Raw genomic sequence first — 13,120 nt, forward strand, 5'->3', positions numbered from 1 at the left:
AAAGGTTCGAATCCTTTCTCCTCCATAATAGGGATATAGTTTAAAGGTAGAACTACGGTCTCCAAAACCGTCGGTGTGGGTTCAATTCCTACTATCCCTGTTGTTCCATGAGTAGTTTCGGCGGTATTGGTGAAGTGGTTAACACATCGGTTTGTGGTACCGACATGCGTGGGTTCGATTCCCACATACCGCCCTGAGTATTGAGTCGATTTGTTCGATCCAACTACTAATGGCAACAATTAGCTTCATGGCGGTATTGGTGAAGTGGTTAACACACCGGTTTGTGGTACCGGCATGCGTGGGTTCGAGACCCACATACCGCCCTTTACTGGGATATAGCCAAGCGGTAAGGCAATGGACTTTGACTCCATCATGCGCTGGTTCGAATCCAGCTATCCCAATATCAAATATCTTGTTGCCACAGCGTTTATAATCTGGTAAGATATTTGAGGATTTGATTCCTTGGTGGCGGTATAGCCAAGTGGTAAGGCAGAGGTCTGCAAAACCTTCATCACCGGTTCAAATCCGGTTACCGCCTTTGCCTTAAAAGGCGAATACCTCTATGGGGTATTAGGCAACATTTTAATAGCATGCCGGTGTGGCGGAATTGGCAGACGCGCGGGACTCAAAATCCCGTGCCCGTTGAGGGCGTATCGGTTCGACCCCGATCACCGGTATAACTTGAGAGAAACTTCGGTTTCTCTCTTTTTTTATCCTGTTTTGAACGTTGATATGACGCAATTTTGGTGTTTTAGAAGCGGTGACGGATGAATGTGGTCTTTGAAATTCATGGTTTGCTTCAGTTCTTTGTTCCCGCCCTTATAAGTCGGTGACGCTTCCTCTAAGCCGGTAAGACTAGATCGTCAGGTGGTTTCAGTCTGTGAGCCGGGATTGGCCTATGGCGCGATTTGATGGCATTCAGGAAGCATCAATGCTGTGGCGGTCTTAATCGGTTTGCACATGTCGGTACAGCAGACACCGTGCCCCACTTTTGCCAGTGGAAACGGATAACCAAATAAATCGAATTAATGACGATTGGATTGTTGGTATGGGAGGGGTGGTGTTCCCCTACGATTGGCCAGAAATTAATTACTGGCATATTAATTCCGGCCATAGTCTTATGGTTTTGGGGCCGTTGGATGGCACCCAGATCACCACTACGGTGGCCAGAAGGGTATCGTTTGATTGCGGAAGTTGTTCTTTTTGGCAGTGTTGTAATGGTAACTGTGATGACCGGACACCCGCGTTTAGCAGTAACTTATGGCATTTTGGCAGCACTGAGTATCGCGTTGACGCATGGTGTGCGCTAGATCTGGAGTATTCTACATAAACAAAACAAGCGTCGAAAAAGCCGTTCAGCGATTGCTGGACGGCGTGCTATTTTTCGGAGCAAGAAACCTGTTTATTCGTCAAAATCACTGTCTGCGATTGATTCCTCAAGATTGTCGAGGATTTCTGCCTCCTCAATGACTGATGCCCATTGTTTGGCAGAATCAGATTCTGTGAGTGGGGTGCCAGAGAGAATCTTTTGATAGATATTATCCACAAACGAATCAAACATTCTGTCAGCCTGATGTTGTAATTCTGCATTGTTTTGACGAATGGCAGGACTACGCTCCTCGTTTATTTTGTTCAACTGGGCCATTGTTTTTTCCATGAAGGCAGTTTTGATACTGCTGTTTTCTTCGATGTATTGCTTCAGTTCGTCCGTATCCAATTCTTAATCACCACCTTGATGTTTCCATTTTAACAGTTATAAGGATTCGAGACCGGTATTCAGATTTTGGTTGATTGCTGAAGAAAATGTTCCTTCTGTGTTTCGAATTCTTCATCTGTGATGATGCCATCCTGTTTTAGAGAGTAAAATTTGCGAATTTCGTCCGCAGGTGACGTGTCGTTAACAGGAGACTCGCTGGCCAAAAAGGATGTTACAGCACTGGTCAGTGCACTGATGAGTCCAATACCGTTAAACATAAGAATGACTGCGGCAATCCGACCAAGAACAGTAGTCGGTGAAATATCACCGTAGCCGACCGTCGTGGCGGTAACAACAGCCCACCAAATAGAATTGCCATAACTGGTCCCTTCAGTGAGCGAGTATATGCCCGCACCAAAGAGGATCAGCGCTAAGGATAACCAGAGATAATAGATTAGCCCGTTTGCGCGGAGAAATTTATGTCCCTTTTGATTGAGCACTGCAAAAATTCCAGCTAAACGTGCCAATCGGGTCAGCCGTAACAGTCGAGTCATACGGACTAACCGGAATATACGAGCGAATCGAAAAAACGAGAAGGCATAGTTGAACGGGATAATTGCCAACAAGTCAATCAAGTTGTGTTTGAAGAAAGACCATTTGTGTTGTGCCGAAGAGAAGCGCACGGCATAATCCAATGCGAAAACAATTAAAATGCCGTTGTCTAATCCAGCATATGGCCAGCGATCAATATTGATGATGTCCATATAGTCAGCCACAATGAGTACGATGGATATAATGGCTAAGAGCGCAAAAAGAAGTGTGTAGTATTTTCGCAGTAGCGCTAAAAAGTGATGCTTTTTTCCAGATACCATGATTTCCTCCCAAAGTGCTAAATCAGAGTTCATTTTAACATGGAAAAACGGGTACCTAAGAATGAATGTTTAATGGTTTCACGCAGATAAAAACCACCCAGCACATACTGAGTGGTCGTCAAAGGGGCATTATTGGCCCTGAATATCGCTCTTGAGTTGATTGATGTTCCCATCGCTAGAAAGGTTCTGGTATTCCTGATAAGCCTGCAGCCAGTTACCATTGGCCACGGCAGTGCGCAGACTGGTGAATTCTGGGTGTTCAAAAACGAATTTGCTGACCGTTTGTGCCTGGGTAGCGGATAAACCAGTGTTATCCTGAATCAATTTGGCTGCTGCGCCAGAAGAGTTGGCAGCACTCATGACTTGCTGCATGGAAGTGTTTTGCAGGTGCGATACTGCTTGGTCAATGATTTGATCGTGGACGGCGTCACCATTTTTTGTGTCGTCCAACTTCTTGATAATTTGTCCTTTGGCCGCGTTATCCACTGGCGTATCGCGACCACCCATGATAGTACGCAGACCGTTATTGGCCTGGAAAGGGAAAGCAATGACTAAGCCGATCGCCACAACAAGTACGATCAGAAAACCGATTAATATTTTTACCCAACGCCGTTTCTTCTTGGGATGCAGACGTTGGTTGCGTGATGTTTCCAAATAAGTACCTTCTTTCGTATACAGCTCTGAAAATGCACCCCATTATAACATGACCGTATTGAGCACTACAGAATGCTGCGCGGAATTGCACAAATCGCAACCTTTTTGCATAATATATCTAACGTAAGGAGTGGTGTCATGACGAATCGTTGTGCTTGGGCCCTAAGTGGTAATGAATTAATGTTGGCGTATCATGATCGCGAATGGGGTAGACCCCAAACGAATGAACGGGCATTGTTTGAATTATTGTCATTAGAGATTATGCAGGCGGGTCTCAGCTGGCAAACGGTATTGAATAAGCGCTCTGCGTTTAAGACTGCTTTCGCCAATTTTGATATCGATCAAGTAGCGCGGTTTGATTCAGTTCAAGAACAGGCATTGCTACAGAATGCAGAAATTATTCGCAATCGCCGTAAAATTAGAGCAATCATTCAAAATGCTCGAGCTATTCAGCAACTGCACACTCAGGGAGAGACTTTAACCACGCTGGTCTGGTCCTATGTCCACGGACAGCCGATTGTAGGCCATTATCATCATGCCGCGGAGGTGCCCACCACAACACCACTGGCGGAACGTATCGGTAAGGATATGAAGAAACAGGGATTTTCGTTTGTCGGGCCAAAGATTGTCTATTCGTGGCTTGAAGGGTGCGGAATCGTCAATGATCACTTGGTTGACTGCTGCTGTTTCCGGGAAACCAGCCGGCTGCAGCCAAAATTTGAGTGAAAAAAATGCCATCCGCAGGGGTGGCATTTTTGTGACGCGATCATTTAGCGGCTGTGGGCAGGATTTGTTTGTAGGCTTTGACCTTTTCATAGAAGGCCGCGTAGGTGATTCTCTGGTAGGGCATAACCCAAATCAGGGGAATGACTAACAAACCCAGTAAGTCCCATCCAATAAAACTTAGTTCTAAAATGAAATATTGCCCCTTGAAGCCAGACATCAATTGCCAACTGTAGCGGAAGGCATCAATGATACCACCGGTGTGAGTGTCTTTAAGATCCAAATAAACGTAGTAAACCTGTGAGAGCCCCAACTGGATTACGATCATCACGATAAGCAGCACAATGTAAATAATGGAGAGCAAGGAATCGCCCTTTGGGTTAAGGGCTTGGACCATAGCAGGCACATTGTAGAGAATAGTGCTCAATGCGAAAATGGTCAAAATGCCAAAGAAATAATTTGGCTGAAAGGCGGTTAATCCACGGACTAATGGGCTTTGGTTAGCCGGTCGCTGCCGCAACCAAGTGAGGAACCCTAGACTCGTACTCACTTGGAGGATTCCAGAAACGACTGAGGTAATGATTGCTTCCACGGTTGTCCCATTACCTAAGTTGAATGACGAGACCGTGCTAGACACCCCGGTGTCCACTTGTGATCCGCCTTGCCATGCAATAGTCACGATAACCATGCTCACGGCGACCAAGAGAATGGGCAAGATCCCAATTATAAAACCCTCACCGATATGTCCGCGCAGACGTTTTTTTGCTTCCTGCTTTATTTCAGATCGATCAATATACATATATGTTAATCCTCCTTACAGCGAATGCTGCATTTGCTTCCATTACTAACTTACCATAATTAGATGCCGAAAAACTGGCGGTACGTCAGTGAACGTTGCGGTCAGGGACAAGTTCCGGCTTAATTTCCCGCAATCGCTCGTAAAAGAGGGCATAAGTAAGCTGCTGATAGGGAATCGCATAGAAAATCGGAATGACAAACAATTCTAGGATCGTCCAGCCGATGAAACTCAGCTGTAACACGAACAGGAACCATTTAAAGCCCGACATTAGTTGCCAGCTAAGCACTAACGCCCGCCAAATGCCGCCAGTACCGTTATCCCGCAGGTCCATGTAGATATAGAAAGATTGCGATAGCCCCAGTTGCACAACGGCTAGGAAAATGGCCAGAACAAGGAGTACGAGCAGGAGCAAAAAGTTTTTGGACTGCATCGGAATAAGAAGGACATCATTCAATAGGGTATTGATGATAAAAATGATGGTTAGACCACCGACGTAGCGGGGTGTAAAGGCAATTAACCCACGTTTAAGCGGGCTGCCGGAGATTGGTTTGCCCCGCCACCAAGTGAGGAAACCCAGGGCGGTGCTGGTGCTGATGGCATTGCGCAACACACTGATGGCATAGTCTGCGACCGTCAGTTGATCATTGCCAGTGAATGGCCAAAAAATTTGCCAGGCCAATGAGTTGGCCGTGGCCACTTGGTTTATTTGGGTCAAGATCACTGAAACGACCCAAATGACAACGGCGGCAATGACCAAAGGCAGGACACCAATGAGTGATGCCTCACCCAGATGCCCCTGCAGCCTCTTCTTGGCTGCTGTTTTTAAGCGGATTCTTTCCATAGAGTCCATCGTAATCGCCTTCCTTTTCTCCATACTGTACCGGAGGATTGGTCATTCTACAATGGCCGACTTAAGAAAAACGTTATCAGTCATCGTGAAATCTTCACTAAATACAGACTAATTCGTGATAATTGGTCGGTATGCTATAGATAATCAAGTAATCGAGGTGAGTAACCATGACACAACGTATCCCAGTTAGAATTGTTTCAATTCAAGGTAATACCATTTATGGTGTTGAAGAAGATGGCCACGTCACTCAGGTGTTCCTCACATCTCAGCAGCAGGCGGACCCATTGTATTTAAGAATTTTACGGCGGATTCAAAATTCGCGGCTCTGGCTGGCGATGAATCCCAACCATCAACTTGTCGATGAAGGCTGGCTGTAAACAAGCAATATGATTGTTGAAACAATCCATGCGGTGATAAATACCCGTGGGGATTTTTAATTGGGGGTCCTAACGATATTTCAGTCTTTGGTGCCATCTTTGCTGAAAACAGCGTTGGTATAATGTGTTTATCAAGTGGCAAGCCACTGTGGAATTGAATATTGAGTGGAAGAGGGATGCATCATGTTTCATTGGATCTGGGTCTTGATCGTCGGTGCGGTCATTGGTGCCATTGCCGGCGGTATTACCGGACGGGGCAACCGGATGGGATGCGTAACAAACATTCTTGCAGGATTGTTAGGTGCCGGCGTTGGCCAGGCGTTGTTTGGCCATTGGGGCTGGCATGTCGCCGGTATGGCAGTGTTTCCAGCAGTCATTGGGGCGGTCATTGTCGTCGCAGTTGTGTCGTTTTTCGTTGGTCGGGACTAGGCAGACAGTCTAAACGGTTCCGCTCATTGTCTTTTCATGGTATCGTAGAATTGACAATATTTGACTGGAGGCCTTTTCATTGAACATTGGGTTGTTTACGGACAGCTACTTCCCGCAAGTGAGCGGGGTAGCGACGTCCATTAAAACATTGGCCACAAACCTCGAAAAACGGGGCAATTCCGTGTACATTTTTACAACTACGGACCCGCATGTGGCAAAGGACGCGGTGGAGCCCAATGTTTTTCGCTTCAGCAGTATCCCCTTTGTATCGTTTACCGACCGACGCATTGCAGTCGGCGGTTTCATTAAGGGTGTGGAAGTGGCCAAAGATTTGAAGCTGGACATTGTGCATACTCAAACAGAGTTTTCATTGGGGCTGCTTGGCAAATATGTGGCCAAACAGCTGAACGTGCCGGCAGTCCACACATATCACACCATGTATGAAAATTATCTGCATTATGTGCTGAACGGAAAGCTTTTACGCCCTTACCATGTCAAACAATACATGCGGGCATTTTTGGCAAATATGAACGGCGTCATTTGCCCCAGTGATAAAACGCTGGCTTCGTTAACCAGCTACGGTATTAAAATTCCCATGCGGGTAATTCCTACCGGAGTTGATCTGGCTCAATACGAGCATCAACCGACCACGGACGTACGCAGCGAATGGCATTTGGCCGCTGACACACCAATTCTTCTGTCATTAAGTCGGGTGGCTTACGAAAAAAAGATTGATGTTGTTTTATCGGCCTTCCCGCAAATTTTAGCGCAAGTACCCAAGGCGGTATTGATGATCGTCGGGGATGGCCCTGCGTTGGAAGATCTGCAAGATCAAGCCAAAGCATTGGGGATTGCAGACCATGTACTCTTTACTGGTCAGGTGCCGCATCATCGGGTGCAGGACTACTATCATGCGGCTAATGTTTTAATCTCAGCATCTGACACAGAGTCCCAGGGTTTGACCTATATTGAAGCGCTGGCTGCTGACCTGAAGGTAGTTGTCGTGGCGGGTGAGTATACAGAACATTTACTGGACGATCCGTCGTTAGGGATCACGTTCACTAGTACGGCCGGGATGGTCAAGGCGGCGGTGGAGTACTTACAGCATCCCCACGCTTTTGATGATGAAACGATTCGGCAGCGTAAATTGTATGATATTTCAGCTGATCATTTTGGTGAGCAAGTATTGTCCTTTTACCGGACCGCAGAGGTTCATTACGCATCCATGGTCTATGACGAAGACAAAGACGGGGAGTTTTTTGAATGATCAAGATCCACATGTTTTCCTCGGCGACCAAGGTCGCGGGACAGGGCGTCGGTAGTGCATATACTGAGTTAATGGGCATGCTGACACACCATTTTCCAAATGAGTTTGATATCCGTGTCAATGACTACAGTGCCTCTGACATCAGCCATTATCATACGATTGATCCCCAATTTTTTTTAACCATGCACGCTAAAAAACGTGGGCGGCGAATTGGATACGTGCATTTTCTTCCGGAAACGCTCAAGGGTTCCTTATCGATTCCCTTTCCCGCGGATGAGGTGTTTTATAAATATGTAATTGCCTTTTACAAGTCGATGGATCAACTGGTGGTGGTTAACCCGAGTTTTATTCCTAAGCTAGCGGATTACGGGATTCCTGCCAGCACGGTGGAATATATTCCTAACTTCGTTTCCAAAGAGGCTTTTTATGCGTATACACCAGCAGAGAAAATGACGTTACGGGCGCAATTAAAAATTTCACCAGATGATTTTGTCGTGTTTGGCAACGGCCAGGTGCAAGAACGCAAGGGCGTCAAGGATTTCATCCAGCTGGCGAAGGATCACCCGAACGTGAAATTCATTTGGGCGGGCGGCTTTTCTTTCGGCCGCTTGACAGACGGCTATGATGATTTTAAAAGAGCTATTGACAATCCGCCTGCAAATCTGACTTTTACTGGCATCATTCCCCGAGACAAGATGCGGGATTACTATAACGTCGCAGATCTTTTTTTGCTACCCTCTTTTGACGAGCTATTCCCGATGTCCGTCTTGGAAGCTTATGCGTGCGGTGTGCCAGTGATGCTGCGGGATTTGTCGTTGTACCACGCCATCATCAACAATCGTTATGTGCCTGCTGCCAATGAACAGGAGATGGCGCGACAATTGGAACAATTTGTCAACGATCCAAGCCAATTAAGCCCATGGCGAGCAGCAGCGAATGCGGCTTCCGCCTATTATTCGGAGGATCGGTTGGCAAACATTTGGCATCAATTTTATACGACCCAGGCGAAACTTGGCCAACGCCCACGAAGAAGGACATCATGAGTCGCAAAAACAAGTTTGCTTTTTTCATCATGCTCATACTCAGTATGGGTATCTTGGTATTTGAATTACGTTCGGTCAACATGGTTCATTTTTGGCATGATTTGCTCCAGATGAACTGGTGGTGGCTGCTGTTTGCTGTATTCATCATGATCTTCCAGTTATGTATTGAGGGAGTGATCATGCAGGTGCTCACCAATGATGGACATACCCATCTGAGTTACCACAATGCCGTGCGCATTCCGTTCATCGAACAGTTGTTTAACAGTATTACGCCGTTTTCTTCTGGTGGCCAACCAGCAGAATTGATTGCTATGATGCAATCGGGGGTGGAGGCTGGGAAGGCCAGTTCTCTGCTGCTGATGAAATTTGTCATTTATCAGATGGCGGTACTCGTGAATTTTGTTTTGACGATGTTCGTGGGCTTTTCCTATGTCGCAGAGCGCTTTTCAGGTATTGCTTGGCTGATTTTACTGGGCTTTGTGACCCATCTAGTGACAATCGCGACATTGCTGATGATCATGTTCTGGTATCGGTTCACCAAGCGGCTATTGCAAATCGTGATGAAACCGGTCAGCTGGTTTGTGTCGGCAGAGCGGTATCAAAGCATCATGAAAAATCTGGATCGCAAAATTGATACCTTTTACGAAGAAGGGCAGCAGCTTAAGAAAGAAAAGACCCGCATGATCAAAGCAGTGATTTTGACTTTGATTCAATTGCTGTTTTACTACAGTATTCCGTACTTCATCTTATTGGCGCTTGGTCAATTTCACGCCAACTTGTTTAATGTCATGTCGATGCATGTGATGATCGTCATGATCACCTCCATCTTCCCGATACCTGGGGGGACTGGTGGTGCGGAATACAGTTTCCGGACGTTGTTCTCGACTTTCTTGCCCAACGCTTCCCAGCTTGTGCTGGGAATGCTGTTGTGGCGGTTCATCACATATTATGTGGGGATGTTCTCCGGTGTGGTTATGTTGGCCGTGCCGGCGCACAAAGAGAAACAACTGGATAATAAAGACTAAAAGATTACACTTTTTTCTCCACAATAGCCGTGCTTTTTGTTTCACTGACAATGAAGCCTGAACTGAAAGGGGCATGGGCATGGAAAGCTCACAATTAGTCGCGATCATTAACCGCCTGGACGCCATGATCAAGGAAGACAGCCAGGAAGAAACCACCCGTCGTTTTGAAATCGACGGTGTTGAGAAATGTGCGGTCACGTATGATCCTGCATCTGATTCTTTTTCCTTGGAAGAATTCGATCAGCACCAATCATTCCAATTTGACAACATTGATTTAGTTGCCATGGAAATCTACGACCTGCTGTACGATTAAGCAAGTGGCTGAAATCCGCAGAGTTACAACTGGAACAGAACGCCGTTCCAGTTTTTTTGTATCGTGAAGTTGTCAAATGGGTCGATTTCGACACTAAAGATTGGGTTAACATCCCGCAAGATTGGGCATATGCGTTGAGTTTTTGCATTAGTTCGGTTAAAATTTTGACAGACTATGGTTTGTGCGTTTCTTAAATATAAATTTTAGCAGTGGAGGTCGTCATGAAAAACGCATTACAAGCGACACGTCGCTTTTTAAATTCTCGGTGGGGCTTTTTCCTGCTGGCGGTCGTGCTTTTTTGGGCGAAAACGGTGTATGCATACACCACAAAGTTCAATCTGGGGGTCAAAGGCAGCATGCAGTTTTTACTGCTGATGCTGAATCCTTTGCCGACGACAATACTGTTATTTGGCGTTGCGTTGTATTTAAAGGGGCGCAAGTCATATATCGTCATGGTGATCATTGATTTGCTCACGTCGATATGGCTATTCGCCAATGTACTCTATTACCGTGAATTCTCTGATTTCCTAGGGATCAACTTGATCAAAGGCTCAGGGGCTGTCTCCAACAACTTGGGCGGCAGCATTATGGGCATTGTTAAGGGCAGTGACTTTCTAGTTTTTCTGGATGTGGCAGTTTTGATCCTGTTGCTGGCCTTCAAAGTGATTCGGGTCGATATTCGACCATTGAAATTGCGCTATGCCATGACTGTGACGGCTTTTGCATTGGCACTATTTGGTTTGAACCTGAGTATGGCTCAAAATGACCGGTCAGGATTGCTGACTCGGACTTTCGATAACAATTACATTGTTAAGTATCTAGGGCTTAACGCCTATTCGGTCTATGACAGTGTCAAAGCGGCACAAACCAGTGCTGTGCGAGCCAAGGCTGACAGCTCAGATATGAAGAGTGTGCTGAAGTATCTCAAGACCTCTCGATTGGCGCCTAATTCACAATATTTCGGCAAGGCTAAGGGTAAAAACATTATTGTAATTCACTTGGAATCGTTCCAGCAGTTCTTGATTGATTTCAAGTGGGATGGTCAGGAAGTGACTCCCAACCTGAACAAGATTTATCACGACAATAATACCCTTTCGTTTTCTAACTTTTTCCATCAAGTTGGTACAGGGAAAACCGCTGATGCCGAAATGATGATGGAAAATTCACTATTTGGATTGCCTGAAGGGCCTGCTATGGTGCAATATGGGACAACTAATACATTCCAGGCTGCCCCGGCTATTCTGGACCAAAAGGGGTACACGACGGCCGCTTTCCATGGCGACGTGCCCTCCTTCTGGAATCGGGAAAACACGTATAAGTCTTGGGGGTACGACTTCTTCTTCAGCACAAATTATCTGCCGAAGAAGGCCAGCTACATGGAAAACTACGGCATGAAGGATAAGATCTTCATGATGGAGTCAGCAAATTATCTGCAACGTTTACCTCAGCCGTTTTATGCCAAATTGATTACGGTCACGAATCACTATCCATACCCTTTGGACAAGGCCAATCAGACGATTCCCAAGACTGATACCGGTGATAATACCGTGGATGGCTATGTGCAAACGGCGCATTATTTGGATCAGTCCATCGGTGAATTTATGGCTTGGCTCAAAGATTCTGGGATGGAAAAGAATACGATGGTGGTCTTCTACGGCGATCATTACGGTATTTCTGCCAACCATAAGAAAGCCATGGCGAAGCTCACTGGGAAAGAGAACTTTGGCAACTATGAAAATGCCATGTATCAGCGGGTGCCGTTCATGATTCATATGGACGGGCTGCAAGGCGGTGTGAAGACCACATACGGCGGTGAAATTGATGCGTTGCCAACAATTCTTGATCTGGCGGGAGTCCAAAATACGGACACGGTTCAATTCGGTCAGGATTTATTGGCGGATAATCGCAATCAAATTGTGCCGTTCCGTAATGGTGATTTTGTGACCCCGCAGTATACCAAGGTGGGCAGTACGTATTACAACACCCAAGATGGCAAACAGCTTAAGCTCACAGATGCGCAGAAACAGGATGTGGAGAAGATTAATAACCATGTCCAGACGCAGTTGTCCTTCTCCGATAAAGTGATTACTGGCGATTTGCTGCGCTTCTATAAGCCAGATTGGTTTAAGAAAGTGGTCAAGAGCGACTATAATTATAATCGTAAGAAGGGTGATGCTCTGTTGAAGAAGTTGCAGAAGGAATCACCCACCAGTATGTTCCAGAAGAACAATGATAAGTCTTTACTCAATCTGTATAAGACGGATGCGCCCGAGTTGAAGAACGCGAGTAACTACAGCGAGGAACTGGCCAGCAGTGACTATAGTCAGGCCAATGCCAGCAGTTCATCTTCCTCAGATAGCGATTCTTCATCGTCGTCAAGCGCCAGTTCGAGCAGTAAGTAAGTTTTGATTGAGAGGGTGAGTTAATGGCCATTGAACCGCTCAGCGCCAGTGATTTATTGAAAAAGTCTCATACCCGGGTGACGCCGCAATGGGAAGCAATCCTCAGTTTTTTGATGGGAACAGATACCCATCCCAGTGCGGATGCAATTTATCAGCATCTATCCGATCGTTTCCCCAATATGAGCGTGGCCACCGTGTACAACAATCTGCGCACGTTGACGGGACTGGGGATCATTCAGGAGCTGCCTTATGGGGATAATTCGTCTCGGTTTGATTACATTGAGACCGCTCATTACCACGCTATTTGTCAGGTTTGCGGTAAAATCTTTGATGTGTATTACCCAGGATTGAATGAGATCGACACGATCACCGAGAACGCCACTGATTTTAAGGTGACGGCACATCGAATCGAAGTGTATGGTATTTGTCCTGACTGCCAGAAGAAATCAGCTGCGGGACGTTAATTTTTAAATTTGAGCATCGGCTAAGTGCCGGTGCTTTTTCTTTAAAAAATTTTTGATGATTTTTGTTTGTTATTATTGGCCCTTGCCTGCGATGGAGCCTTTGGCATACGCTTTCTGTTGAGCAGTTTGCTAACAAACGCTAGGGCATCACTTTTTTAGTTCGTGTTTCATGAAACTGGTGTCAATTTTTTGTAAAAAGGGTGTTG

General features: G+C 46.0%; 15 protein-coding genes and 6 tRNA genes. 16 read left to right on the plus strand and 5 right to left on the minus strand.

The genetic code is table 11. The features are described from left to right. Window positions 1–29: 29 nt before the first annotated feature. The 7 genes from FD09_RS14960 (at window position 30) to FD09_RS14990 (ending at window position 1,310) form a co-directional block, all read left to right on the plus strand. Window positions 30–100: transfer RNA gene (locus FD09_RS14960), tRNA-Trp, on the plus strand. Window positions 101–120: 20 nt separating this feature from the next. After that, window positions 121–193 (plus strand) — tRNA-His (locus FD09_RS14965). Window positions 194–250: 57 nt separating this feature from the next. Further along, window positions 251–323: transfer RNA gene (locus tag FD09_RS14970), tRNA-His, on the plus strand. Window positions 324–329: 6 nt separating this feature from the next. Next, window positions 330–401 (plus strand) — tRNA-Gln (locus FD09_RS14975). A gap of 66 nt (window positions 402–467) precedes the next feature. After that, window positions 468–538 (plus strand) — tRNA-Cys (locus FD09_RS14980). 54 nt (window positions 539–592) lie between these two features. Further along, a tRNA-Leu gene (locus FD09_RS14985) sits at window positions 593–677 on the plus strand. 351 nt (window positions 678–1,028) lie between these two features. Next, entirely contained in the window at window positions 1,029–1,310 is a 282-nt protein-coding gene (locus tag FD09_RS14990; RefSeq protein ID WP_057822501.1) for a YrdB family protein, read from the plus strand. 92 nt (window positions 1,311–1,402) lie between these two features. On the opposite strand, the gene FD09_RS14995 is transcribed toward FD09_RS14990, so the two are convergent. From FD09_RS14995 to FD09_RS15005, 3 genes are all read right to left on the minus strand, one after another. Further along, window positions 1,403–1,717: a hypothetical protein gene (locus FD09_RS14995; protein ID WP_057822502.1), complete on the minus strand. Its 315-nt coding sequence runs from the start codon at window positions 1,715–1,717 to the stop codon at window positions 1,403–1,405. A gap of 59 nt (window positions 1,718–1,776) precedes the next feature. Beyond that, window positions 1,777–2,568 (minus strand): ion channel, encoded by a 792-nt coding sequence (locus tag FD09_RS15000; protein WP_057822503.1) that lies wholly within the window; start codon window positions 2,566–2,568, stop codon window positions 1,777–1,779. A 129-nt stretch (window positions 2,569–2,697) separates the two neighbouring features. Continuing rightward, the gene (locus FD09_RS15005) at window positions 2,698–3,222 is read right to left on the minus strand and encodes a DUF4179 domain-containing protein (protein WP_057822504.1); all 525 of its coding nucleotides are present in this window, start codon (window positions 3,220–3,222) and stop codon (window positions 2,698–2,700) included. A gap of 138 nt (window positions 3,223–3,360) precedes the next feature. On the opposite strand from FD09_RS15005, the gene FD09_RS15010 reads away from it, so the two are divergent. Further along, window positions 3,361–3,948 carry a DNA-3-methyladenine glycosylase I gene (locus FD09_RS15010; RefSeq protein ID WP_057822505.1) on the plus strand — a complete coding sequence of 196 codons (588 nt, stop codon included), beginning with the start codon at window positions 3,361–3,363 and terminating at the stop codon, window positions 3,946–3,948. Between the two features lie 40 nt (window positions 3,949–3,988). On the opposite strand, the gene FD09_RS15015 is transcribed toward FD09_RS15010, so the two are convergent. Further along, window positions 3,989–4,744 carry a DUF975 family protein gene (locus FD09_RS15015; RefSeq protein ID WP_057822506.1) on the minus strand — a complete coding sequence of 252 codons (756 nt, stop codon included), beginning with the start codon at window positions 4,742–4,744 and terminating at the stop codon, window positions 3,989–3,991. A gap of 85 nt (window positions 4,745–4,829) precedes the next feature. Continuing rightward, window positions 4,830–5,618 (minus strand): DUF975 family protein, encoded by a 789-nt coding sequence (locus FD09_RS15020; RefSeq protein WP_083488005.1) that lies wholly within the window; start codon window positions 5,616–5,618, stop codon window positions 4,830–4,832. Between the two features lie 143 nt (window positions 5,619–5,761). Between FD09_RS15020 and FD09_RS15025 the strand changes: the two genes are divergently transcribed. The 8 genes from FD09_RS15025 to FD09_RS15060 all read left to right on the plus strand — a co-directional run bounded on the left by FD09_RS15025 (window position 5,762) and on the right by FD09_RS15060 (window position 12,914). Then, on the plus strand, window positions 5,762–5,971 hold the full coding sequence (locus FD09_RS15025) for a hypothetical protein (RefSeq protein ID WP_057822508.1): 210 nt from the start codon (window positions 5,762–5,764) through the stop codon (window positions 5,969–5,971). Between the two features lie 183 nt (window positions 5,972–6,154). Continuing rightward, window positions 6,155–6,400, plus strand: a complete 246-nt coding sequence (locus tag FD09_RS15030; RefSeq protein ID WP_057822509.1) for a GlsB/YeaQ/YmgE family stress response membrane protein — start codon at window positions 6,155–6,157, stop codon at window positions 6,398–6,400. 79 nt (window positions 6,401–6,479) lie between these two features. Continuing rightward, complete coding sequence (locus FD09_RS15035) at window positions 6,480–7,667, plus strand: glycosyltransferase family 4 protein (protein WP_057822510.1); 1,188 nt, start codon at window positions 6,480–6,482, stop codon at window positions 7,665–7,667. Further along, a complete protein-coding gene (locus tag FD09_RS15040; protein ID WP_057822511.1) occupies window positions 7,664–8,710 on the plus strand; it encodes a glycosyltransferase family 4 protein in 1,047 nt (348 codons plus the stop codon). Before FD09_RS15035 ends, FD09_RS15040 begins: the two co-directional genes overlap by 4 nt. After that, a complete protein-coding gene (locus FD09_RS15045; protein WP_057822512.1) occupies window positions 8,707–9,735 on the plus strand; it encodes a lysylphosphatidylglycerol synthase transmembrane domain-containing protein in 1,029 nt (342 codons plus the stop codon). The genes FD09_RS15040 and FD09_RS15045 overlap by 4 nt, the downstream gene beginning before the upstream one ends. 79 nt (window positions 9,736–9,814) lie before the next feature. Continuing rightward, window positions 9,815–10,048, plus strand: coding sequence for a YkuJ family protein (locus FD09_RS15050; protein ID WP_057822513.1), 234 nt, complete (start codon window positions 9,815–9,817; stop codon window positions 10,046–10,048). A gap of 221 nt (window positions 10,049–10,269) precedes the next feature. Continuing rightward, the gene (locus FD09_RS15055) at window positions 10,270–12,450 is read left to right on the plus strand and encodes an LTA synthase family protein (protein ID WP_083488006.1); all 2,181 of its coding nucleotides are present in this window, start codon (window positions 10,270–10,272) and stop codon (window positions 12,448–12,450) included. A 23-nt stretch (window positions 12,451–12,473) separates the two neighbouring features. Then, entirely contained in the window at window positions 12,474–12,914 is a 441-nt protein-coding gene (locus tag FD09_RS15060) for a Fur family transcriptional regulator (RefSeq protein ID WP_057822514.1), read from the plus strand. The last annotated feature ends 206 nt before the right edge of the window (window positions 12,915–13,120 follow it).

Origin of the sequence: Schleiferilactobacillus perolens DSM 12744 (genome assembly GCF_001435585.1) — a bacterium.
Taxonomy (GTDB): domain Bacteria; phylum Bacillota; class Bacilli; order Lactobacillales; family Lactobacillaceae; genus Schleiferilactobacillus; species Schleiferilactobacillus perolens.